This is a genomic window from Pseudomonas sp. ATCC PTA-122608, assembly GCF_001952855.1.
Taxonomy (GTDB): Bacteria; Pseudomonadota; Gammaproteobacteria; order Pseudomonadales; family Pseudomonadaceae; genus Aquipseudomonas.
This window is the reverse complement of the sequence record NZ_LPNO01000015.1, coordinates 79,522-103,731: the sequence shown is the minus strand read 5'-3', so window position 1 is coordinate 103,731 and position 24,210 is coordinate 79,522. Positions and strand designations below refer to the sequence as shown.

Below are 24,210 nucleotides of genomic sequence, written 5' to 3'. Positions count from 1 at the left end.
GCGGCACAACCGCGGCCCCGTTGGACCCAACGGGCGACATTATATAGCCACTACTTTAGTATGGTCGGCTTTCTTTATTTTGGAACGGCTTTTCTGTATGCAATCCAAGCGTCTCACCTATGGCTCAAACCGCGTTTTCGACTTCCTCTGTCTGTGGATTCTGCCCATCGGCTTGTTGCTGCTCCTGAGTGCGCTGTTCTTCGTTACCAATCGAAATGTGCTGCACAGGTTTTACTACCTGCTGTTCGCCGCGCCGACACTGTTACTGCTGTGCCTGCGCCCGACGGAACTCAAGCAGGTATTGCGCGAACCCCTGGCGATTGCCTTCCTGGTCTTCTCGGGCTGGGCGCTCATCAGCCTGTTCTGGAGCCCTGAGCCCACGACAGACTCCGACCTGTTCAAGCGGCCACCGAATACCTTCACGCTGTTTGCCGGTTTCGGACTGTTGCTGCATTACCGCAACGAACTGTTCAAGCCGATCTTCTTCTGCGCTGCGCTGATTGCGCTGGTCTCCAGCGCCTGCAGCCTGGTGGCTTTTGCTCCCCACTTCTCGGAGGGCGCGCGAATGATCGGCGGGCGTGGGGCTCTTGATAATGCGCTACTGAGCTCTCACGTATTCGGATTCTTCTGTGTCTACTGGCTGTACGTATGCATGACCACCAAGCGTCCGCACGTACTCTGGTTCAGCGTTCCGGCACTCGCAATCATGGCCGCTGCAGTGCTGGCCACCGGCTCGAGAACGCCGCTGGTTGCACTGGTCCTCGCCGTACTCTGGATGAGTTTTACCACTCGCAATCGGCGCTCGGCCCTGCTGATTGCCGGCATGGTGCTGAGCGCGGTGGCGTTATTGCTATTCTATCCCGAACTGATCACCAATCGTGGCAGCTCCTTCCGCTTCGAACTCTGGGGCATGTCGCTTGAGCGTATCGCCGAACACCCCTGGATCGGCCACAGCTACGATTCAGAGCTGTACCTGACGCTTGCCGACGGCTATCAGCTGCGCGAGCCCCACAGCTTTGCTCTGGGTGTGCTGTATTACGTCGGCATCATCGGCTTCATCCCATGGGCCTTCATGCTCGGTTGGGGCCTGTACAAAAGCCTCAAGGAACGTGCACAGCCGTTGTTCATCCTGGCCTCTTCCCTGCTGGCCTACGGCATCGGTGCCGGCCTCACCGAAGGCGGCGGCATTCTCTCGCGGCCAAAAGAGCACTGGTTCCTGCTGTGGATCCCGCTGGCACTGATCGCCGGCCTGAGCATCGCCCAGCGTCGCCGCAGCCTGCTGCGCATGCCGGTACAACGCCTGAAACCTCAAGACTTCGAACAGTTGTGCGCCCACGCCCACGTGATTGAAGCCGACGGCCTGGGGCCCAAGGTCCTGCGCCTGGAGGATGGCAGCTTCCTCAAGCTGTTCCGCCCTCGTCGCTGGTACACGTCAGGCAGCTTCAATCCCTATTCGGAGCGCTTTGCCAGCAACAGCGAGCAGTTGCGCGCATTGGGGATTCCATCACCGGCCATCCTCAATCTCTACCAACTGCAGGACGCCAGCAGCGCCGTACGTTATCAGCCGCTGCCCGGGCTGACTCTGCGCCAGGCCCTGCAAAGCCTGGACAGCAGCCTGCGAGAGTCGCTGATTGAGCGTTTCGGCGGGTTCATGGCCCAGCTTCACGAGCGCGGGGTGTACTTCCGCTCCCTGCATTTGGGCAACGTGCTGTTGATGGATGACGGCGAGTTCGGCCTGATTGACGTGGCCGACATGCGCATCTACCCGTCGGCTCTGCGTAACGCCCTGCGCCAGCGCAACCTGCGGCACATGCAGCGTTATCCTCAGGATCGCAATTGGTTGTTCGAAACGCATTTCGAGCAATTGGCCAAAGGCTATGCCTCGGTTGCCTCGCCAAGCGCCACGGCGAAGATCCGTGAACAGGTGCTGAAGCTCAATCGTCCGGTCGCACAGGTCGCGAACCCGGCCAAGTGATGGTTTGAACCGCTGAGGTTCCAAGCCCCTGGCCATTGCGCTATACGCAATGGCCAGGCCAGAGCCCTATGAACTGCGCTGCGGTGCCAGATACAGCCGCACCAACCCACGCAAGGTCTTGCGACCCCAGAACTTCAAGGGAATCTGCTTGAGGATCTCCCGCGCCAGCGGGCGGTCGCGGTCGGCTGTCTTGAGGAACATCGAGTTCAGGAAGTTGTAGCGAACCTGATCATAGGCCGGGTGATCGCTGAACAACCCGTAGGTCTTGAGGATGTTCTGGATCATGTAGCGATGATTCTTGTACGTATTGGTCGCGTGCTGGCGATAGCGCGCCATCACCACGCTCAACACGTCGATGGTGTAGCCGGCGTGGGCAATCTTCAATTCGATCAGCAAGTCTTCCAGCGGAATCAGTGGATCGAAGCCCCCGACCTCTTCCAACGCCTGCCGGCGGATCATCAGGGTCGGTGCCGGCGGAAAGGGTTTGCGGTCCAGGAACAGGTCATCGAAATCCAGGCTGCGAAACGGCAAATCGCGGCGCTGCTTCTTCTCCGGGTACGGCTTGCCGTCACCATCGATCAACTCGATATTGCCGGCACAGATGCCCACCTTCGGCTTGCCTTCCATGTAGGCAACCTGGGTCGCAATGCGCTCGGGCAGCATGATGTCATCGGAACCGAACGGCACGATCAGGCTGCCTTTGGCCCGGGCGATGGCGCCATTCAGGGTGTTGGTCAGGCCTTGGTTCTGCTGAACCTGGAAGTCAAACCCGTGCTCGGCCTGCAAGCGCTGGATGCGCTCTACGCTGTCATCCTTGGAACCGTCGTCCACCACCAGTAATTCGATGTTGGCGTAGGTCTGGCCAAGCACACTGAGGATGCTCTGCTCGATGTACGGCCCGTGGTTGTACGACGCGATGATCACGGTGACCAAAGGTTGCTGCAGACTCATGCTTTACCTACTTCGCGCAGACCGGTTTCGATCAGGTTCAAATACTTGTGCCGGAACTCGTCCAGGGTGTGGTTTTCTTCCAGGTAGCGGAACACTTGCTCGCCCTTGGCACGCAACTGCTCGTCGCTCAACGCCAGGTAAGTGTCCAGCGCCGCCGCCAGTTGCTCGACGTTGCCCGGGTCATGGGACAGGCCGCCCGCACCTTCCACCAACGGCAACATCGCCGGGCCATTGGAGGCGATCACCGGCAGATGCCCGCTCATGCCTTCCAGCAGCGCCAGGCCCAGGCCCTCGAACAGCGAGGGCATGGTCCAGATGTCGAAACCGCGCACGTACTTCATGCCATCTTCACGAAAGCCCAGCAGGTGTGCACGGCCGGTCAGGCCCAAGCGCTCGATGTCAGCACGCAGGTCCGCTTCGGCGCGACCAGAGCCGATGATCCCCACCTGAGCCTCAGGGTATTTGTCCTTGAGGGTGGCGAAGGCTTGCAGCAAATGGGTGTGGCCCTTGATCGGTACCAGGCGGCCCAAGGCACCAATCATCCGCGCCTCCAGCGGCAGGCCCAGGGCCTTGCGCGCTTCATCGCGCGGCAACTGCAAGGCTTCGGCCTGGGGGATGTCGATGGCGTTGGTGACAAAGGTGGTGTTTTCGCGGGTGAACCCACAGTTGAGGTCCACCAGGTAATCCCTGACCGCGGCCGACACCCCGACAAATCGCCACGCCGGGCTGACCCACTTCTGTGTCTGCCGCCGGCGATAGCCACGGGCGTACTCGCCAAAACCGTGGGAGATGCCGATGCACAGGGGAATCTTCAACCAACGGTTGAGGGACAGCATCATGTTCACCGACTTGAAGCGGTTACAGATGACCACGTCGAATTTCTGCTCACGGCAGTATTTGTAGATCTGCCACATGGCGCCGAACCGGATGCCCTTGAGGGACTTTTCCGGCAGCTCGAAGTAATGGGAGTGTTCAGCCACGCTCAGGGGCTGGCCGGGCAGCGGACGGCCGCTGAGAAACCCGGATGTGACCTCGAAACGTTCAGCCGGCAAAGCCTTGACGATCTGCTCGCCGAGGTCGGCGAAGTCGTGGGTCTTGACGTTGTAGTCCGGCTGTAACTGCAAAACCTTGAAACGAGGTTTCATAACTCTCCATGCTGCAATCTGGCTGCGGGCACGCAGCCCGGCGAAAAAGGGGCGGCAGGCCCTGCAAGCCTGCCTTCAATAAGGTCTCAGTCCTGCTTTAAAACCCAGAGCAATTCATGGCGGCGCACCGCCTTGCGGAAGAATTCATTCTCTCCGTAAGGCGATGGACTACGGCCCGCCAGTAATTGCTGCAACCACCTGCGCACGCGGCGCTTGAACGGCGCCCGCGGCTGCAAGTCGTGCATCATGCCCAGCGCCATGGCCTTGTCTTGCTGCTGGTTCAGCGTCAGCGGCAAGCTGCAAGGCACCAGTTCACGCGTGGCATCAAAGCGTGGCGGCAAGGCCACGCCAGCGCCCGAGTCGCCCATGGGCCAACGATCATTATCATGCAGGTGGTTGGCGTAGCCGAGCAACGTGTCCGGTTGCCATTCCAGGTCTTGCAGCGCTTCGAGAATCGCAGCGTGGGCGCAGATGTGATCCGGGTGCGGATCCAGCAGCGGTGTTGGCAACACGATCACCTGCGGGCGCGCCTTGAGCAGCAACGCCCGCAGGTCGGCAATCAGGTTGTTCCAGGTCGGGGCACCGTCCACATCCCCGGGCAAGGCCAGGGCATTGAACTGGCGAAACAGCCGCGTATCGTCCAACTGAGCTTCCCGGGAAGCCTGGGGCTGATCCGGCGCGGCCTGCATCGCCGGCAGTTGCATGCAGAAGTAGCCCAACTGCACGCACTGCGCCTCGGGTACGCCCGCCCAGCGAGGCACGGTAACGCTGTCCCAGGCACGCAGGCGGCCTTTGAGCCGTGCGGCATCGGCCTTGGGCATGCCCATTTGTTGATAGTGATCGGCTTCGATTTCGCCCGCCGTGAGCGTGACGATCCAGCTCTCATCGGCCTGGCTGTAAAGGCTGAAAGCTGCCAGCTCGGCATCGTCGGCATGGGGCGCGATCACCATCACACGCTGGCGATGGTAATCCGGCTGGCGGAACAACCACAGCGTCGGCTGCCCCTTGATCCGGCAGAAACGCCCGCGCAAGCGCAGCTTACCTCCGGACAGCGCTTCGCCCATGCCTGTCAGGTTGAGATAGCGCCGGCCTGCGACACCCCGCTCGAAGACTTGCCGGTCTGGTGCATCCAGGCCCGACACTTCCACCGCCGGGTCGAGAAAACGCCCCAGCCAAGAGCTTTTGAGTTCAACCCCTACGATCAGGGTTTCATCGCCCACCAAGGGCATGTCCAACAGCAGGCGCCCTGCTTCAAGACGCAGACCCGCGCACTCGCTCCCTTCAGGAAACGCGTACTCATAGTCGTCTTTAGGCGAGTAGAACAGGTGGTCGGCAAACCAGGCTTCATGCGCAGCCCACAGCACCACCGCCAGCAGCAGCGGCAACCACCAGGCCACCAGCACACCCACGGCCACCAACAGCAACAGGCCCACCAACAACGCAATACGCTTGTTGCGCCGATGCTGCTTGAGCAGTTGCTGTTTGCGACTCATACGCTGAACACCGGCACCGGATTACACCAACGTTCCTTGTATTCACGATCGGATCGCCCGAAGGAGAAACGCAGCGGCTTGTCACTCGCCCGCGCTTGCTCCCACGCACTTTGGGTATTCAGGAAGCTCAACACGCTGCCAGGACTGAATGCCTTGGTTTCCGGGTCGACACCGCCGTTGACGTACTCGGCGCTGACCCATTCCGGCGCCTGCACCTGATACACCAGTTGCACGGCAATCGCAGCGTCATTGAGAAACAGCACCGAGCCGAACAGGAACTCCTTGAGCAGCTCCAGCACTTCTGCCAGACGCTCGGCGCCTGCGGCCGGGAAACCCCAGCGCCGCTGGAACAGGTCGCAATAAATCGCGGCCAGTTCGCTGCTGGAAAACTCGCTGACCGCCCGCACCACGCCACCCGCCTCTTCCAGCAAACGCAATTCGCGGCGCTGGTTGTAGCGAAACTTCTTCGACAGCTCTTCCGGTGTGCGCGCCATGGCCAACTGCTCGGCCTGGGGCTTGAGGGTGCTTACGCGCCCCTCATTCAGTGCAGAGAGATAACGCGCGCGATGGCGCAGCGGCAACTGCGCATCGGCGGCAATCGGCAGGATGATCTCGGCGTTACCCAGATCAAACAGGCCTTTTTTGCCTTTGCGCTTGAGCACGTCCTTGGACAGGGCCAGGTCGCGCCCCCAGGTAGCAATTGCACCCTTCAGCTCGCCGTCCTGCTCCCAGCCCAGGTAACGCACCGGAATCTGCGCCAGGTGCGCCAGCCGCTCGACGATCTGCGGATGAGTCGCCACGCTGCCGCCAAAACGCTGCCAGGCCTGGGCGTAAACTTCGGCCTCGACAGGCGTCCAGCCACGTTCACGCCAGCCCTGGAAGCGGTTCAGCATTTAGACCACAGCGTCATAAGGGTCCACGCCGTCCTTGACCACCAGGATGTCTTCCATGATCAAGTACTGCAGGTCGGAACCGAAGAACATGTTAAGCGCGTCAGTCGGCGAGCAGATCATCGCTTCACCACGACGGTTGAGCGAGGTGTTCAGCGACACGCCGTTGCCGGTCAGCACTTCCAGCTCTTTCATCATGTCGTAGTAGCGCGGGTTGTATTCGCGCTTGAGCACCTGGGCACGGGAGGTACCGTCTTCATGGACCACTTCCGGCACGCGGGTTTTCCACTCTTCCGACACTTCAAAGGTGAAGGTCATGAACGGCGCAGGGTGATCGACCTTGATCATCTGCGGCGCGACGGTGTCGAGCATCGACGGGCAGAAAGGCCTCCAGCGCTCGCGGAACTTGATCTGGTGGTTGATCCGGTCAGCCACGCCGGTGGCGCTTGGGCAACCGATGATCGAACGACCGCCCAAAGCACGTGGGCCAAACTCCATGCGGCCCTGGAACCAGGCCACCGGGTTGCCGTCGACCATGATCTTGGCGATGCGTTTCGGGGTGTTTTCGATCTGGCGCCATACCGGCTTGCTCGGGTGTTTGGCGCACGCAGCGATCACGTCTTCGTTGCTGTAGGACGGGCCGAGATAGACGTGTTCCATCTTCTCAACCGGTACGCCACGGGCGTGGGACACGTAGGCGGCTGCACCGACCGCAGTACCGGCATCGCCGGACGCGGGCTGCACGAACAGCTCCTTGACGTCGTCACGGGCGATGATCTTCTGGTTCAGCTTGACGTTCAGCGCACAGCCGCCGGCGAAGGCCAGCTTGCCGGTGTCTTTGAGGATGTCGCCCAGGTAATGGTCGATCATCTGCAACGCCAGCTTCTCGAACAGTGCCTGCATGCTGGCCGCGTAGTGGATGTACGGCTCGTCGGCGATATCGCCTTCGCGCTTCGGACCCAGCCACTCGATCAGTTTTGGCGAGAAGTAGAACCCCTTGCCTTTCTCTTTGTAGCGACGCAGGCCGATGACGTTGGCGTAGTCGGTGTTGATCACCAGCTCGCCGTTTTCAAAGGAGGCCAGGCGCGAGAAATCGTACTTGCTGGCATCGCCATACGGCGCCATGCCCATAACCTTGAACTCACCGTCGAGCATCTCGAAACCGAGGAACTCGGTGATCGCGCCATACAGGCCGCCGAGGGAGTCCGGATCGTAGAATTCCTTGATCTTGTGGATCTTGCCGTTTTCGCCGTAGCCGAAGAAGGTGGTGGCGTACTCACCCTTGCCGTCGATCCCGAGGATCGCGGTCTTCTCCTGGAAGCCCGAGCAGTGATAGGCGCTGGAAGCGTGGGCCAGGTGGTGTTCAACCGGTTCGATCTTGATTTTCTTCGGATCGAAACCCAGTTGCTCCAGGCACCAGACGATCTTGTTGCGATAGCGCTTGTAGCGACGGTTGCCCATCAGGATCGCGTCGAGGGCGCGGTCCGGGGCGTACCAGTAACGCTTGGCATAATGCCAGCGGGCCTCGCCGAACAGGCTGATCGGTGCGAACGGAATCGCAACAACGTCAACGTCGGAAGGCTTGATACCGGCTTGTTCCAGGCAGAACTTCGCCGACTCGTAGGGCATGCGGTTCTTTGCATGTTTGTCGCGTACGAAGCGCTCTTCTTCGGCGGCCGCAATCAGCTTGCCGTCGATATACAAGGCTGCGGAAGGATCATGGCTAAGGGCGCCGGACAGGCCAAGAATCGTCAATGCCACAGGGGTCTAGCCTCTTTTAGTCTGCATGCAGGCGCGTCACGCCTGAAAAAAGTGTGCTCCCCGCCTGGGCGAGAAACAGCTAAAGGGCGGGATTATAGCGTAAACACGGCGCGGGATGATCTAGGGATTGTGGCGACCGGTTGTCACTGCAGGCCTAGCGGAAAATCTCGATGCTGCCGTCCTTGTTCTGGCGGTAGACCGTGTAGGGCAGCACGAGGGTGTCGAGCAAGCCGGAGCCCACAAGCTCGGCGGCGAAGATCGGCAAGGAGCCGGAGGCATCGCGGGTGTGCTCTTTGGTGGTGTCGGGGGCGCCGTTCAATGTGCAAAAACCGTAGATCACCCCACTGTAGATACGCGGCACGTTTTCACAATAACTGCGCGATTCCTTGAGGTTCTGGCTGGCAACGGCGTCCGGGCGAAAGACGGTATTGATCGTGCCGCAGGCAGTGGTCGAAAGGAAAATGGCGGCGAGCAGAAGATTCTTTGTAGGATTCACGAGCAATTCCCTTTGGCGCAAGTCGGGCATCTTAACCCAGAGTTGTGTAAGACGTAGGCACCGGCAATCGGCAAGAAGAGTATTCGGCAAAGAGCAGCTGAATCGTTAAACTCGCGCGCTTTTGCGTGCTCTATGGATGTTGGTTTGCTCATGAAAGCTGTTGCTCCTACTCGTTTTGCGCTGTTGCTCCCTGGTCTTTTGGGGCTGTGTAACAGCGCCCAAGCCGACGAGGCGCCGCTGATCCTCGACCCAAGCGTGGTCACCGGCTCGCGCAGCGCCGGCCCGTCGTTTGACCTGCCTTATTCGGTAGACAGCATCAGCCGTGAGCAAATCAGCGATGGCCAGTTGGGTATCAATGCTTCCGAAGCGCTGTCTCGCGTACCCGGCCTGGTGGTTCAAAACCGCCAGAACTACGCCCAGGACTTGCAGATTTCCTCCCGCGGCTTCGGTGCCCGTTCGGCATTTGGTGTGCGCGGCATCAAGCTGATCGCCGACGGCATCCCCGCCAGCACCCCGGACGGCCAGGGCCAGGCGGCCACGTTCAACCTCGACACCGCCGAGCGCATCGAGGTCCTGCGCGGCCCGGCCGCTACGCTGTATGGCAGCAATGCGGGCGGTGTGATCCAGATGTTTTCCCGCAACGGTGAAGGCCCGCCGCGCATCGGCGCCGAGACGCTGGTGGGCAGTGACGGCCTGAGCAAAAACCACCTGACTGCCGAAGGCGCGGCAGACGGCGCAGGTTTTGTGCTGGACGCCTCACGCATGGACACCAACGGCTATCGCGACCACAGCAGCGCCCGCCGCGACCAGACCTTTGCCAAGCTGAATTTCGAGCCTGATGAAGACAGCAAACTGGCGCTGATCTACAGCAGCCTGGAGCAGAACGGCACGCAGGATCCGTTGGGGCAGGCGTGGGAGGCGTACAAGGCTGACCCGCGCTCCGTCAGCAGCGCCGCAGAGCTGTACAACACCCGCAAAAGCATCGACCACCAGCAACTGGGGATGAATTACGAGCGGTACTTTGGTGATGCAACGCTGCAGGTGAATGCCTACACCGGGCGGCGGAGTGTGATTCAATATTTGTCGATTCCCAAGGGAACGCCCGCCAACGAACGCGGCGGCGGCGTGGTGCAGTTCGACCGCAAGTTCTACGGCGGCTCCGTGCGCTGGATGCAGCCAATCGACAGCGTGCCGGGCGAACTGATGATCATCACCGGCCTGGATTTCGACCAGAGCGAAGACAGCCGCCACGGCTACCAGAACTACAGCGGCAACACCCTTGGCGTAAAAGGCCAGCTACGCCGGGATGAAATCGACACCGCTCGCAGCCTCGATCCCTACATCCAGGCCAACTGGGCCATCGACCGCTGGACCCTGCAAGCCGGGGTGCGCCACAGCACCATGGAACTGGACGTCGACGACCAGTTCCTGAGCAACGGCGACTCCAGCGGCAACAAGACCTACCAGAAGAACACGCCGTCCGTCAGCGTGATGTACGCCTTCACGCCCGATCTGCACGGCTACGTCAGTGCCGGCAAGGGTTTCGAGACGCCGACCCAGGCTGAACTGGCGTATGCGCCGGGCAGTGTCGAAGGGTTTAACTTCGGCCTGAAGCCGTCCGAAAGTACGCAATATGAAGTGGGCTTGAAGGCACAGCTGAACGATACCCGGGTCAACGCCGCTGTCTTCCAGATCACCACCGAGGATGAGTTGGTGGTGGATCAATCGATCGGCGGCCGCACCAGCTACCAGAACGCCGGCCGCACCCTGCGTCGCGGCTTCGAACTGGGTATCGAAAGCCAGCTCAGCGAGCAGTGGAGCACCAACATCGCCTACACCCGCCTGCAAGCCACCTACGACAGCGACTTCATCGGCGGCGGCAAACCCGTGGACAAAGGCAACTACCTCCCCGGCGTTCCGCAAACCACACTATTCGCCGAACTGAACTGGAAACCCCGGGACTGGGTCAGCACCGCCCTGGAAGGCATGTACCGCAGCAAGGTCTACGTCGAAGACACCAACCAGCAGCACACGGCACCGGGCTACAGCGTGTTCAACTGGCGTGCGCGCTTTGAGCAGAAGGTCGAGCACTGGACCTTTCACCAGACCTTGCGCCTGGATAACTTGCTGGATCGCCAGTACGTAGGGTCGGTGATTGTCGGGGACGGGAACGGTCGGTATTACGAAGCGGCGCCGGGGCGCTCGTGGTATGCAGGGGCCGGCGCCGAGTACCGCTTTTAACCTTAAAAACGTAGATTTCCGGTCTGCCGCGTCCCCTTGCGAACGGTCGGCTGCTGCCTGTTCAGGTCCGTGCGGCCGACACCGGAGTCGGCAGCCGGCGCAGGTTCCATAACAGGCTCCGGCTCAATCCTGGCCTCGCGTTTCGGGCGACTGTGCGCCGGATCGACAGCGTTATGGGTGACACCAATAGGGGCATTCAAGCGCATAGGTAGATCTTCGAAAAAGAAATGAGCTGAGAAACTACCTCAGCCCAACTACCCGACAAGACTAACTATTTACCCCACCCACATTCGTTGGTAACCGCTGATCAATCACCCGATACAAGGCACTGCTCTCTGGCCAGTTACGCATAAACCTTGCGCGATCCTTGGCGTATGCCGGAGCAAAGCTGCTCAAGGACGTGTGCTGACACATCGAATCCAGGTCGATCAGCGCCCAGCGATCCGTGTGCCAGAACAGGTTGTGCCCCTTGAAATCCCCGTGGCTGATGCGCTCGCGAATCAGCTCGGCGAACAAGTAATCCAGGGCCTGCAACTCGGCCTCGGGCGCCTCACCACTTTCAACATAGGGCGCAAACCGCTCGATGATGTCCGGCCCCGGCAGGTACTCGGTCACCAGGTACGCCCGGCTGCGCAGCCACAGGAAACGCTTTTCCAGCAACGCCAGCGGCTTGGGCGTGGCAATGCCGAGGAACGCCAGGCGATTGCCTTCACGCCACGAATGCCAGGCCCGGCTTGGCCGCCAGAAACGCTTGAGCCAATGGGCAAATCCCTTGATGTTGTAGCGTTTGATCACGAGTGGCCGACCGGCCACCTCGACCTTGGCAACACTGGCTGCACCACCGGTCTTATACAGGTGACCCCGGTCGAGCAGCGCGTCGGCCTGCTCCAGCACTGGCAGCATGGCCGCTTCTTCCTCACGCCGAATCGCGCGCAAGGCAAACGGCCCGCGAGTCACGCTGAACAACGTGCACTCACGACCGACCTTGCCCAGGAAGTCTTTCAAACGCCAGACGCTGACTTTGCGCACCTGCTTTTGCAGCGCCTCCAGCGGCAAGCCGTGTTCGCCGTTGCTGAGCAAATAGTGCACCAGCAATTCTTCGGTAAACGGCTCGAGATTCTTCGGCAGTTGCGCAAAAAACACCCCGAGGTTTTCCAGCACCCGGTTGCGCGACAGCGGCTTGCCCGCCTCTTCGACACAGATCCCGGCACCATCGATCAAATACAGTTTGCCGTCCTGGCGCAGCAGGTTGTCCAGGTGCAGGTCTTCCTGCCACAGGCCTTTGGCGTGCATCTGCGCAATCGCACCCAGCGCTTCGGCGAGCACCGCTTGCTGCTCGTCAGCCAGTGGCGGCAAGCTTTCAACAGCCTGCCACGCATCGGCCAGGCTGTCGGCGCCTTCCAGAAACTCGAACAGCAGCCAGCCGCCCTCACCTTCTTGCAGACCATCAGCCAGCAACAGCGGCGTGGTCAGGCCTTGCTTGGCCAGCAGCCGCACACCCTTGAGCTCACGCTGAAAATGCCGCGCCGCCTTGTTGCCCACCAGCAGCTTGGCCAGCACCGGGCGCCCGCGCCACACGGCTGCGCCGACATAGCGCTGGCCCGGCAATACCCGCAGCAGGCTTAGCAGTTGCAACTGCCCAGGCCCTGCAGCGTCCGCCAGCTCGATGCTCAAGGGCAGGCTTGGCGTGCGGCCGGCATTTTTCAGTTCGGACAAACGCATCAACGTTTCTCCTTGTGACTACGACGGGCCACCAGGCGCTGGTGCCACGTGGCAACCAATGCGCTGTCCTGCGGCTGGTCCAGATACGCCGCCAACAGCTGACGCACCTGATCGTCCGACCACTGCGGCGCACGGCGCAACAGCGGCTCCAGGTCCTTGACCCGGTCACGCCAGCCGAACAACAGCGGGCGGGTTTTCTCAAGGTCGATCAACTGCGCCGCATAACCGTCGCCGGCGGCCTGCAGGAAAATATGCTTGGGGTAAAAACAGCCGTGCACCTGACCCACGCTGTGCAGACGGCGCGCCAACTGACCGCAGGCCAGCAGGATCGCTCGCTGCTGCGAGTCGCTCAATGCAGCCCATTGCTCCAGCAGTGAATCCAGGTCATTCCAACCATCCAGCGCCCGAGTCAGCAACATCGCCCGGTGCTCGCCCGCGACTTTGCGCTCACCGAAAAACGCCGCCTGCAATGCCGGAATTCCCAACTGCCGATAGCGGCTGATATTACGAAACTCACGGGCAAAACTCGGCTCGCCAAACGGGCGGTGCAAGGTGCGCGTCAGGTAGTTGCTCTGGCGCTTGAGGTAGTAGCCTTGGCCTTCGAGCTCGAGGCGAAACACGCTGCTCCAGCCGCCGCGACTGGTATTGGGCTCGTCCACCGCATCCAGTTGCTTGGCCCACAGCGCGTCGAAAGTGCCGAGGCCGTTGCGCTCAAGCAATGCTCGATCTTCGGCCGCCAGGAAATCACTCATTCTCGCCCCTCGAAAAACTTCACCACGTGGCGAATTCGCTGTTTGTCCGCCACGCTCAGGTGTTTGCGCTGACGGTACTGCATGTAGAAACGCAGGCGTTGGGTGGCCGACAAGTGATACTTGGCGACCTTGTCCAGGCAGGCCAGGTCCTTGGTGATACGGTATTTGAGCCAGAACCCGCGCCAGAAATCGCCGTTGGGGCAATCGATCAGGTACAGGGTTTGCTGGTCATCCACCAACAAGTTGCGCCACTTCAAATCGTTGTGGGTAAACCGGTTGTCGTGCATGGTCCGCGTGTATTCAGCGAGCTGGCGACTGATCTTGTTGACCCACACCGGGTCAGACAGTTGCGGGTCTTTGCGCTCGGCCAATGCCGACAAATCTTCGGTCTTTGGCAGCTCGCGCGTGATCATCGCCCCACGGTGATAAGCCAGGCCTTTACGCTCCAGGCCCCAGGCGATCACGTCGGCAGTGGGAATGCCCCACTTGGCGAAGCGCTTGAGGTTCTGCCATTCAGACTTGACCCGTGGCTTGCCCAGATAGCGGCGCAACCCCTTGCCCGCACCGACGTAGCGCTTGACGTAATAGTTGACCCCGCCGCGCTCCACGCGAATCACTTCGGATAGTGGATCACGGGTCAGCCGCTCGCCTTGCAGGGCGAACACTGCTTCCAGGCTACCAAAGTCATCCGCCAGGGCGGCGTAAGCGGGCTCCAGGTTCCAACCCGCCATCAGAGCGCATCCCCGTAGCGTTGCTTGCGGTCGTAGAGCTTGGCCGCCTTGCGTTCCAGCCAGCCGAGCAACGCGGCTTCTTCAGCGAGAATCTGGCGCAATGGCTGCTGAAAGTAACCCTTGAGGAAGCGCAGCTTGTCGCGGCGGGTCAGGCCAATGTCCAGCGCCGAGAAGTACAGCGCGGCCAGGTCCTTGTTGCGCCAGCGCAATGGAATCTTCGAACGCACCTGGGCGCGATGCAGGTCGATCACCGACAACTTGAAGTCATCAGCCACCAGCGGCTTGTCGGTATGCAGCAGGAAATGGCAGATGTAGCAGTCGCGGTGGTTGACCCCGGCGCGGTGCATCATGCCGGTCATGCGCGCCACTTCGGCGATCAGCGCATGCTTGATCACAGGCACCGGCGGCTGCTTGACCCAGTCCATGCTCAGGTCTTCGAGGCTGACGGTCGGCGCCAGCTCTTCGGTGACGATGAACGAGTGCTGGTCCGCCGGGTTGCTGCCCTTTTCGCCGTAAGCGACGGCAGTCATGGTCGGCACGCCCACTTCCTGCAAACGCTGGATCGCCAGCCATTCCTGGCCCGCGCCCAACACCGGCAACTTGGCGGTGATCAGGTTCTTGAGAATTTCGGCCCAGCCGATCCCCCGGTGGATTTTCACGAAAAAGCCGTGGCCGTCCACTTCCGTACGCAAGGTACGCCGGGCATCCAGTTCACGGTACACCTGGCCGTCCAGCTTCTCGACTTCGGCGAACGCATCGCGTCCGGCCCACAGGGTCTTGAACGGTTCGGCAAGAATCAACTTCATCGGTTTGGCTCCGCCAGAATCAGGTCCGCAGCGTACTGCGGCATGCTATAGAGGTCGGCCGTCTCAGCGAAGGCCAGACCATTGCGGCTCCAGGCCGCGCGCGCTTGTGGGTCGTCGAGCATGTCGACCAGGTACTGGTTGAGTTGGGCCTGCTCGAACGGCTCGTCCAACACCCGGCCATTCTGGGCCTTGTCGATGTAAAACGCGTAACCGCAGACCTTGCTCACCAGTACCGGGAGGCCGGCGACCACCGCTTCGATCAGCACCATGCCGGCCGCCTCGTTATACGCGGGGTGAATCAACAAGTCCGCGCCCAGCAGAAAACGCGGGATATCGCTGCGCCCCTTGAAGAACTGCACCTGGTCGCCCAAGCCCAGCGCAACACTCTGTAATTGGAATACTTTGGGGTCGTCCTGGCCGATTACAAATAGCCGGGTGCGTTTCTTCAAGTTCGACGGTAGCGCGGCCACGGCCTTGAGGCTGCGGTCGACGCCCTTGGTCTTGAAGCCCGAGCCGATCTGCACCAGCAGCAAATCGTCTTCGGCCAGACCGAATTCACGACGAAATTCGGCGCGAATCTCGGCAGCGTTGGGCGGCGCGCGGCGGTCGCGGGCGATACCCGGCGGCAACAAATGAAAGCGCTCGGCCTGGGTGCCGTAATACTGGGTGAACAGCTGCTGCTGATGCTCGGACAGCACCATGATCTGCGTCTTGGCGTGCTTGTCGAACACCGCGCGTTCGTATTCGGCAAAGTGCTTGTATCGGCCGAACCAGCGGTACATCGGGTTGCGCAGGGTTTGTGCCTTGTCTTCGAACACACCGTCGGCGGCGAAGTACAGGTCCAGCCCCGGCATTTTGTTGAAGCCCACCACCCGATCAACCGGGCGCTTGGCCAGGTCGGCCTGGATCCAGGCGTAGAGTTTCTCATTGCGCCGATGGTTGACCAGCGCCTTGACCGGCGCCACCAGCACTTCAAAGCCCGGCGGCACGTCACCTTCCCAGATCAGCGTGTAGACGCGGATCTTGTGGCCGCGCTGCTGGCACTCCAGGGCAATACGCATGAAGTCGCGCTGCAGGCCACCAAAGGGGAAATACTTGTAGAGGACAAAAGCCAGCTGCATCAGTGTTCCTCAGCCAATAACAACGTGCTTAATCGCGTTGCGACACGCTCAGGGTTCAGGCGAGTGAAGCACAGTGGCCACTCGCGCTTGAGATCAAACCGGCGCTGGTCTTCAGCGGTCGGTTGATAGGTGCATTTCTTTTGCAGGCACGGCGCACACGGGAAGTCGCTGGCCAGGTGGACCTGCGCCTTGCCGTAGGCGCCGGTCAGGCCAGGATTGGTGGGGCCGAACAGGGAAATCGTTGGCACATCCAGCGCGGCCGCCAAGTGGCCAAGACCGGTGTCGACCGCGACACACGCCTTGGCACTCGCCAGCACTCGGGCCACGCCCGCCAGGTTCAGCTTGGGCAACACTTCGGCGTTTTTCAGGCCGCTGGCCAAGCGTTCGGCCCGGGCCTTTTCGGCGGCATTGCCCCACGGCAATTTCACGTCCACGCCGAAGCGGTCCATGCGTTCGGCCAGGTCGCGCCAGTAGGCTTCCGGCCAGTGCTTGGTGTCCCAAGTGGTGCCGTGCAGCAGCAGTACAAACGGCTTTTTCGGCGGCAGGCCCAGCAGCTTGTCGACGCTGAGGCCGTAATCGCCCAAGCCCTTGGGAAGGTCATAGCCCAGCGCGACGGCAAATAGCTGGCGCAAACGCTCCACCGCATGCTGCCCACGGGCCACGGCCAGGCGGCGGGAATAGAAGTGCGCCGCCAACGGTTCGCGAGCCGACTGCTTGTCGAAACCGGCCACCGGGGCGCGCACGTAGCGGGTCAGCCAGGCACTTTTCAGCAGGCCCTGGGCATCGATCACCAAGTCGTATTTGGTCGACTGCACGCTCTTTTTGAAGCGCCGCCATTCGCCACTCTTGAAGGTCTGCCAGAGGTTCTTGCGCCAACGGCGGATCGCCACCGGAATCACCTTGTCCACCGCCGGGTGCCAGGTGGGAATCTCGGCGAAGCCTTCTTCCACCACCCAGTCAAAACGGATGCCCGGGATCGCCCGCGCCGCGTCGGTCAATGCCGGCAAGGCATGAATCACGTCGCCCAGGGATGAGGTCTTGATTACCAGAACCCGCAACTCAGTGAACCTCGACCACGTCGCCCTGCAACCGCTGCAACGCGTCGCTGACAGGTTGCGGCAGCAATTGGCGCAGGCAGTTGTAGTGGCCGAAGCGGCAGGTACGGTCGAAACACGGGCTGCAATCCAGGCCCAGGCGCACCACTTCGACCTTGTCGGCCAACGGCGGAGTAAACCCGGGAGACGTCGAGCCGTACACCGCCACCAGCGGGCGATTCAGCGCCGCGGCCACGTGCATCAGGCCCGAGTCGTTGGACACCACCGCGTCGGCGCAGGACAGCAGGTCGATGGCCTCGGCCAGGGACGTGTCGCCGCTGAGGTTGACCGCTTCTTCACGCAGGCCCGGGATCAGACGCTGGCGAATATCCTCGCCCACCGAATGATCGTTTTTCGAGCCGAACAGCCAGACTTGCCAGCCCTCGCGAATCTTCATCTCCGCGACCTTGGCGTAATGCTCAGATGGCCAGCGCTTGGATTCGCCAAACTCTGCACCAGGGCACAGCGCCAGCACCGGACGGTCCAGCTCCAGGCCAAACTTGGCCAGGGCGGCGTCACGGGTAACCGGGTCGATTTGCAGGCTCGGGCGCGGATACGGCGCAGGCAACTCGGCACCCGGCGCGTAGGCCAGGGCCATGAAGCGCTCGATCATCAGCGGATAACGGGCCTTGTCGAGCTTGCGCACATCATTGAGCAGGCCATAGCGAAACTCGCCACGCCAGCCGGTGCGCTTGGGGATACCGGCGAAGAACGGCACCAGTGCCGACTTCATTGAGTTGGGCAACAGGATCGCCTGATCGTACTGGCCGGCCAGGGACTTGCCGATACGTCGACGGGTCGCCAGTTCCAGCGCGCCGTGGCCGAGCGGGAAGCTCAAAGCCTGACGCACCTCGGGCATACGCTCAAGAATCGGCCGGCTCCACTCGGGGGCGAGCACGTCGATTTGGCAGTCGGGATGGCGTTGCTTCAGGCACTGGAACAGTGTCTGTGCCATCACCATGTCACCGACCCAACTGGGCCCAACGATCAGAATATTCATGTAGTTTCCACAAACGATACGGGGAGGCTCATGCCTCCCCGCCTTATATAATGTTCAGCTTAACCCCAGTTCATGCCAGATTCGCTGCACCTGGCGCCGTTCGTCAGCGAACTGGTCCCCGGCAACTGTGCCGGCCTCGTTCTGCAAGGCCTGGCGGTGAGCGGCGGAACGGTAGGCTTTATACACCTCGCGCAGCAAATGGGCATCGGCGGCGGGCATCAGCCCGACCTGCTCCAGCCCTTCCAGAATGCGGATATTGTCGGTGTAGCGCAGCAACGTTGGATGTTGCGCAGACCACGCCAAAGCCGCGTATTGCACCATAAATTCAATATCGACGATACCTCCGGCGTCCTGCTTGAGGTCGAACGCCACCGTGGGTTCGAAGGCATTCGCCGCCGTTCCCGCCGCGGTGGACTTGGTGCCGAGGTTGTCGCGCATCTTGGCGCGCATCTCGCTGACCTCCTGGCGCAGCTTGTCCAGGTCCTGCGCGCGGCCCAGCACTTGCGCCCGCACCTGCTCGAAAGCACGACCGACATCCTGACTGCCCACCAGCACCCGCGCACGTACCAATGCCTGGTGCTCCCAGGTCCAGGCTTCGTTTTCCTGATAGCGCGCAAAGGCGCCCAGGGAACTCACCAGCAAACCGGATGCGCCCGAAGGCCGCAGGCGCATGTCCACCTCATACAACTGGCCCGAGTTGGTCTGGGTGGTCAGCAGGTGAATGATCCGCTGGCCCAGTCGGGTAAAGAACTGCGCGCCGTCGATCGGCTTCGCCCCGTCTGTTTCGGCTTGCGGGTCACCGTCATGGATAAACACCAGGTCCAAGTCCGAACCATGCCCCAATTCGATGCCGCCGACTTTCCCATAACCGACAATGATGAAGCCAGGATCGCACAAGGTGCCGTCCACCCGTTGCGGCGAGCCGTGACGGGCAACGGTCTGGCGCCAGGCCAGGGCCAACACCTGCTCGAGGATGGCTTCGGCGAGCCAGGTCAGATAGTCGCTGACTTTCATCAGCGGCAGGCTGCCGGCGATTTCCGAGGCGGCCACCCGCAGACGGTGCGCCAGCTTGAAGTGACGCAAGGCTTCCATCTGCTGTTCAAGGTCGTCTTCGGGAATACGCGTCAGGCGCTCGCGCAATTCGGCGGCCAGTTCCGGCGCCAGCGGCGGTTTGAACAGGCGGCCTTCGTTAAGCAGTTCGTCCAGCAGCAGCGGGAAGCGGGTGATCTGCTCGGCAATCCACGGACTGGCGGCACACAGGGTCAGGAGGCGACGCAGCGCACCGGGGTTTTCCGTCAGCAGCACCAGATAAGCGGAACGCCGGGCGACGGCTTCGACCAAGGGCAGGACGCGCTCCAGCACCAGATCCGGGTTGGCGTGCTCAACGGCCTGGGCCAGCAGGCGCGGGATGAACGCATCCAAACGCTCACGCCCCAAACGCTGCATGGCACGCAATTGCGGGCTGCTGCGCAGGCCGGCCAGGGTTTTCAAGGCTTTGGGCGCGTCGGTAAAACCGCCTTCCTGCAACTGACGGCAAGCGGCTTCCTCGTCCTGAGACTCTTCCCACAACGGCAACCACTCGCCACCCACAACCAACTCGCTCTCTTCACCCTCTTCTTCATCCGGGTCGGCAATTACCTGACGGAAATGCCAGTCCACCCGACCGCGCCAGTACATCAGGCGCTCATGGAACGCGGTCCAATCCGGGAAACCCATCATGAAGGCAATCCGCGCCTGGTCTTCGGGGCCGTCCGGGAGCATCTGGGTCTGGCGATCGGCAATCGCCTGGATCGCGTGTTCGGTGTAGCGCAGGAATTCATAGCCATCGCGCAGCTCGGCGATCACCGCCGGCGGCAGGTAGCCCTGGCCTTCCAGCGTGCCCAGCACTTTTAACAGCGGCCGCTGTTGCAGGCTCAGGTCGCGGCCACCGTGGATCAGCTGGAACGCCTGGGCGATAAATTCGACTTCTCGAATGCCGCCCGAGCCCAGCTTGATGTTCTCGGCCATCCCCTTGCGCCGCACTTCCTGCTGGATCAGTTGCTTCATGGTGCGCAGCGCTTCGATGGCGGAAAAGTCCAGGTAACGCCGGTAGACAAACGGTCGCAGCATGTCGAGCAATTGCGCGCCGGCCACTTGGTCACCGGCCACCACCCGCGCCTTGATCATGGCGTAGCGTTCCCAGTCGCGGCCCTGGTCCTGGTAGTACTGCTCCAGCGCGTTGAAGCTGAGCACCAGCGCCCCGGCCGAACCGTAGGGCCGCAGGCGCATGTCGACCCGGAACACAAAGCCGTCGACGGTCATCGGGTCCAAAGCCTTGATCAGTTTTTGACCAAGTCGGATAAAGAATTCCTGATTATCCAGTGAGCGTTTGACGCCCACGGTGTCGCCGCCTTCGGGGTAGGCGAAGATCAGGTCGATATCGGACGACAGGTTCAACTCCACCGCGCCGAGCTTGCCCATGCCAAGGATGACCATGTGCTGCGGCTCACCACTGCGACGGCCGGTGGGCGTGCCGAACAATGTGCAGTGGCGCTGGTACAACCATTGGTAAGCCTGGTCGATGCTGGCGTCGGCCATGTCCGATAGATCACGGCAGGTTTGCACCAGGTCCGCCTGTCGGGTCAGGTCGCGCCAGATGATCCGCACTTGCTGGCGGGTGCGCTGGCGTCGCAGAACCCGGCCCAGCTCGTCTTCTGTCTCGGCCTGCTGCACGGCAACGGCAATCTGCCCGCACAGCTCGCCGGGGGCAAAGCCGCGGTCCAGCTCGCCCCAGGCCACCAGTTCGAGCAACATCAAAGGGTCACGAACACTCTGTTCAATGACGAAATCACTGGCGGCGCACACACGGGCGAAGTCAGCCCAACGTTGCGGCGTCCACTCAGAAAGGCCATTATCGCCGTCCAATCCGGCCACGGCGTCACGAAATGACTGCTCGGCCCGCTTGGCAAATGGAAGCAGGATGGCCGGTAGTTCGGCCTGCATTGGAAGGCTCATGGTCTATCCTTGATCGGCGCGTAAAGGGCTTGTAGCTGTGAACGCAAGAACCACGCTCGGTGAAGGACTGTCGAACAAAGGTTAGAAATAGCTGAAAATTTTTCTTTTTTGGCAGTCAACATCAAATCTCTACCCTTTCTTGTTCGCAAAAGATCAACAATAACGATTATGCTCGCCAGCTAGACCGAGCAATCCGCTCAGTCTTGTGTAGTTTTACTACTCGTATATACATTCGAAAGGCTGAAATGGCCGACGATTTGTAGTAAAACTACAGGACGCCGAAGCAACCTTCGGCCATCCAAGAATTTATGTCGTCTGCCCACAAGGCCAGTCGCAAACTTCAGGCAACCGATTCTGGTAGCCTTTCCGCCCTGGAGCAAGCCATGCAAGACCTCGATCCCGTCGAAACCCAGGAATGGCTGGACGCCCTGGAATCGGTTCTCGACAAAGAAGGCGAAGACCGTGCTCACTACCTGATGACCCGTATGGGCGAACTCGCGACCCGCAGCGGCTCGCAACTGCCCTACGCCATCACCACGCCGTACCGCAACACCATCCCAGTTACCCACGAAGCACGCATGCCTGGCGACCTGTTCATGGAACGCCGCATTCGCTCGCTGGTACGCTGGAACGCCATGGCGATGGTAATGCGCACGAACTTGAAAGATTCTGACCTGGGCGGTCACATCTCCAGCTTCGCTTCCAGCGCAACCCTGTATGACATTGGCTTCAACTACTTCTTCCAGGCCCCGACCGAAGAACACGGCGGCGACCTGATCTACTTCCAGGGCCACACCTCGCCAGGCGTCTACGCCCGCGCGTTCATGGAAGGCCGCATCACCGAAGAACAAATGAACAACTTCCGCCAGGAAGTCGACGGTCAGGGCCTCTCGTCCTATCCGCACCCTTGGCTGATGCCTGATTTCTGGCAGTTCCCGACTGTATCCATGGGCTTGGGCCCGATCCAGGCGATCTACCAGGCACGCTTCATGAAGTACCTGGAAGCCCGTGGCTTCATCCCTGAAGGCAAGCAGAAAGTCTGGTGCTTCCTGGGCGACGGCGAGTGTGACGAGCCGGAATCCCTGGGCGCCATCTCCCTGGCTGGCCGCGAGAAGCTGGACAACCTGATCTTCGTCATCAACTGCAACCTGCAGCGCCTAGACGGCCCGGTTCGCGGCAACGGCAAGATCATCCAGGAACTCGAAGGCGTGTTCCGCGGTGCTCAGTGGAACGTGACCAAAGTCATCTGGGGCCGTTTCTGGGACCCACTGTTGGCCAAAGACGTCGACGGTATCCTGCAACGCCGCATGGACGAAGTCATCGACGGCGAGTACCAGAACTACAAAGCCAAAGACGGCGCGTTCGTACGTGAACACTTCTTCAACTCGCCAGAACTCAAGGCGATGGTTGCTGATCTGTCCGACGACGAGATCTGGAAACTCAACCGTGGCGGCCACGACCCGTACAAGGTCTACGCGGCGTACCACGAAGCGGTCAACCACAAAGAACAACCGACCGTCATCCTGGCCAAAACCATCAAGGGTTATGGCACCGGTGCCGGCGAAGCGAAAAACACTGCGCACAACACCAAGAAAGTCGATGTCGACAGCCTGAAGTTGTTCCGCGACCGCTTCGACATCCCGGTCAAGGACGAAGAGTTGGAGAACCTGCCGTTCTTCAAGCCCGAGCCAAACAGCGCCGAAGCCCGCTACCTCAGCGAGCGTCGCACTGCACTGGGCGGTTTCGTGCCACAGCGCCGCGCCAAGAGCTTCAACATCCCGACTCCGCCACTGGATACCCTCAAGGCTATCCTGGACGGCTCGGGCGACCGTGAAATCTCCACCACCATGGCCTTCGTGCGGATCCTCGCGCAGCTGGTCAAGGACAAGGAAATCGGTTCGCGTATCGTGCCGATCATCCCGGACGAAGCCCGTACCTTCGGTATGGAAGGCATGTTCCGTCAGTTGGGCATCTACTCCTCCGTCGGCCAGCTCTACGAGCCAGTCGATAAAGACCAGGTGATGTTCTACAAGGAAGACAAGAAGGGCCAGATTCTCGAAGAAGGCATCAACGAAGCAGGCGCCATGAGCTCCTTCATCGCTGCCGGTACTTCGTACTCCAGCCACAACCAGCCGATGCTGCCGTTCTACATCTTCTACTCGATGTTCGGTTTCCAGCGCATTGGCGACCTGGCCTGGGCTGCCGGCGACAGCCGTACCCGTGGCTTCCTGATCGGCGGTACTGCCGGCCGGACCACGCTGAACGGCGAAGGCCTGCAACACGAAGACGGCCACAGCCACATCCTGGCGGGCACCATCCCGAACTGCCGCACCTTTGATCCAACCTACGGCTATGAGCTGGCGGTGATCATCCAGGACGGCATGAAGAAGATGACCGAAGAGCAGCAGGACGTTTTCTACTACATCACCGTGATGAACGAGTCCTACCAGCAGCCAGCCATGCCGGCCGGTGTCGAGGAAGGCATCATCAAGGGCATGTACCTGCTCGAAGAAGACACCAAGGAAGCCGCTCACCACGTGCAACTGATGGGCTCCGGCACCATCCTGCGCGAAGTGCGTGAAGCTGCAAAAATCCTGCGTGAAGAGTTCAACGTCGGTGCTGACGTATGGAGCGTTACCAGCTTCAACGAACTGCGTCGCGACGGCCTGGCCGTAGAGCGCAGCAACCGTCTGCACCCAGGCCAGAAGCCTGCGCTGACCTACGTTGAAGAGTGCCTGGCTGGCCGTAAAGGTCCGGTTATCGCCTCTACCGACTACATGAAACTGTTTGCTGAACAAATTCGTCAGTGGGTACCGTCCAAGGAATTCAAAGTCCTGGGCACCGACGGTTTCGGCCGTAGTGACAGCCGTAAAAAGCTGCGTCACTTCTTCGAAGTCGACCGTCACTTCGTGGTGTTGGCAGCCCTGGAAGCCTTGGCTGACCGTGGTGAAATCGAACCTAAGGTGGTAGCAGACGCTATCGTCAAGTTCGGGATCAACCCGGAAAAACGCAACCCACTGGACTGCTGAGGAGATTTT

General features: G+C 61.0%; 17 protein-coding genes. 3 read left to right on the top strand and 14 right to left on the bottom strand.

Annotated elements, in window-relative coordinates; translation table 11 throughout:
* Positions 1 to 97: 97 nt before the first annotated feature.
* Positions 98 to 1,975 (top strand): bifunctional O-antigen ligase/aminoglycoside phosphotransferase family protein, encoded by a 1,878-nt coding sequence (locus tag AU074_RS15920; protein WP_076015514.1) that lies wholly within the window; start codon positions 98 to 100, stop codon positions 1,973 to 1,975.
* 66 nt (positions 1,976 to 2,041) lie between these two features.
* Here AU074_RS15920 and AU074_RS15915 read toward each other — a convergent pair whose 3' ends face one another.
* The 6 genes from AU074_RS15915 to AU074_RS15890 form a co-directional block, all read right to left on the bottom strand.
* Positions 2,042 to 2,926: a glycosyltransferase gene (locus AU074_RS15915; protein WP_076015513.1), complete on the bottom strand. Its 885-nt coding sequence runs from the start codon at positions 2,924 to 2,926 to the stop codon at positions 2,042 to 2,044.
* Positions 2,923 to 4,071: a glycosyltransferase family 4 protein gene (locus AU074_RS15910; protein ID WP_076015512.1), complete on the bottom strand. Its 1,149-nt coding sequence runs from the start codon at positions 4,069 to 4,071 to the stop codon at positions 2,923 to 2,925. The genes AU074_RS15915 and AU074_RS15910 overlap by 4 nt, the downstream gene beginning before the upstream one ends.
* A gap of 86 nt (positions 4,072 to 4,157) precedes the next feature.
* Complete coding sequence (locus AU074_RS15905) at positions 4,158 to 5,564, bottom strand: PIG-L deacetylase family protein (protein WP_076015511.1); 1,407 nt, start codon at positions 5,562 to 5,564, stop codon at positions 4,158 to 4,160.
* The gene (locus AU074_RS15900) at positions 5,561 to 6,457 is read right to left on the bottom strand and encodes a GNAT family N-acetyltransferase (protein WP_076015510.1); all 897 of its coding nucleotides are present in this window, start codon (positions 6,455 to 6,457) and stop codon (positions 5,561 to 5,563) included. Before AU074_RS15900 ends, AU074_RS15905 begins: the two co-directional genes overlap by 4 nt.
* Positions 6,458 to 8,215 carry a carbamoyltransferase gene (locus AU074_RS15895; protein WP_076015509.1) on the bottom strand — a complete coding sequence of 586 codons (1,758 nt, stop codon included), beginning with the start codon at positions 8,213 to 8,215 and terminating at the stop codon, positions 6,458 to 6,460.
* Between the two features lie 154 nt (positions 8,216 to 8,369).
* Entirely contained in the window at positions 8,370 to 8,741 is a 372-nt protein-coding gene (locus AU074_RS15890; protein WP_076015508.1) for a YceK/YidQ family lipoprotein, read from the bottom strand.
* A gap of 120 nt (positions 8,742 to 8,861) precedes the next feature.
* On the opposite strand from AU074_RS15890, the gene AU074_RS15885 reads away from it, so the two are divergent.
* Entirely contained in the window at positions 8,862 to 10,952 is a 2,091-nt protein-coding gene (locus tag AU074_RS15885; protein WP_076015507.1) for a TonB-dependent receptor, read from the top strand.
* Positions 10,953 to 11,219: 267 nt separating this feature from the next.
* On the opposite strand, the gene AU074_RS15875 is transcribed toward AU074_RS15885, so the two are convergent.
* The 8 genes from AU074_RS15875 to glnE are packed head-to-tail and all read right to left on the bottom strand — an operon-like array spanning position 11,220 to position 21,172.
* Complete coding sequence (locus AU074_RS15875) at positions 11,220 to 12,674, bottom strand: lipopolysaccharide kinase InaA family protein (RefSeq protein WP_076015505.1); 1,455 nt, start codon at positions 12,672 to 12,674, stop codon at positions 11,220 to 11,222.
* On the bottom strand, positions 12,674 to 13,426 hold the full coding sequence (locus AU074_RS15870; RefSeq protein ID WP_076015504.1) for a lipopolysaccharide kinase InaA family protein: 753 nt from the start codon (positions 13,424 to 13,426) through the stop codon (positions 12,674 to 12,676). Before AU074_RS15870 ends, AU074_RS15875 begins: the two co-directional genes overlap by 1 nt.
* Entirely contained in the window at positions 13,423 to 14,157 is a 735-nt protein-coding gene (locus AU074_RS15865) for a lipopolysaccharide kinase InaA family protein (RefSeq protein ID WP_076015503.1), read from the bottom strand. The genes AU074_RS15870 and AU074_RS15865 overlap by 4 nt, the downstream gene beginning before the upstream one ends.
* Positions 14,157 to 14,963, bottom strand: a complete 807-nt coding sequence (gene rfaP, locus AU074_RS15860) for a lipopolysaccharide core heptose(I) kinase RfaP (RefSeq protein ID WP_076015502.1) — start codon at positions 14,961 to 14,963, stop codon at positions 14,157 to 14,159. Before rfaP ends, AU074_RS15865 begins: the two co-directional genes overlap by 1 nt.
* Positions 14,960 to 16,084 (bottom strand): glycosyltransferase family 4 protein, encoded by a 1,125-nt coding sequence (locus AU074_RS15855; RefSeq protein WP_076015501.1) that lies wholly within the window; start codon positions 16,082 to 16,084, stop codon positions 14,960 to 14,962. The genes rfaP and AU074_RS15855 overlap by 4 nt, the downstream gene beginning before the upstream one ends.
* Positions 16,084 to 17,142, bottom strand: coding sequence for a lipopolysaccharide heptosyltransferase I (waaC, locus tag AU074_RS15850; RefSeq protein WP_017478297.1), 1,059 nt, complete (start codon positions 17,140 to 17,142; stop codon positions 16,084 to 16,086). The genes AU074_RS15855 and waaC overlap by 1 nt, the downstream gene beginning before the upstream one ends.
* A gap of 1 nt (position 17,143) precedes the next feature.
* A complete protein-coding gene (gene waaF / locus AU074_RS15845) occupies positions 17,144 to 18,178 on the bottom strand; it encodes a lipopolysaccharide heptosyltransferase II (protein ID WP_076015500.1) in 1,035 nt (344 codons plus the stop codon).
* 54 nt (positions 18,179 to 18,232) lie between these two features.
* Entirely contained in the window at positions 18,233 to 21,172 is a 2,940-nt protein-coding gene (glnE, locus tag AU074_RS15840; protein WP_076015499.1) for a bifunctional [glutamate--ammonia ligase]-adenylyl-L-tyrosine phosphorylase/[glutamate--ammonia-ligase] adenylyltransferase, read from the bottom strand.
* A 383-nt stretch (positions 21,173 to 21,555) separates the two neighbouring features.
* Between glnE and aceE the strand changes: the two genes are divergently transcribed.
* The gene (gene aceE, locus AU074_RS15835; RefSeq protein ID WP_076015498.1) at positions 21,556 to 24,201 is read left to right on the top strand and encodes a pyruvate dehydrogenase (acetyl-transferring), homodimeric type; all 2,646 of its coding nucleotides are present in this window, start codon (positions 21,556 to 21,558) and stop codon (positions 24,199 to 24,201) included.
* Positions 24,202 to 24,210: the final 9 nt, after the last annotated feature.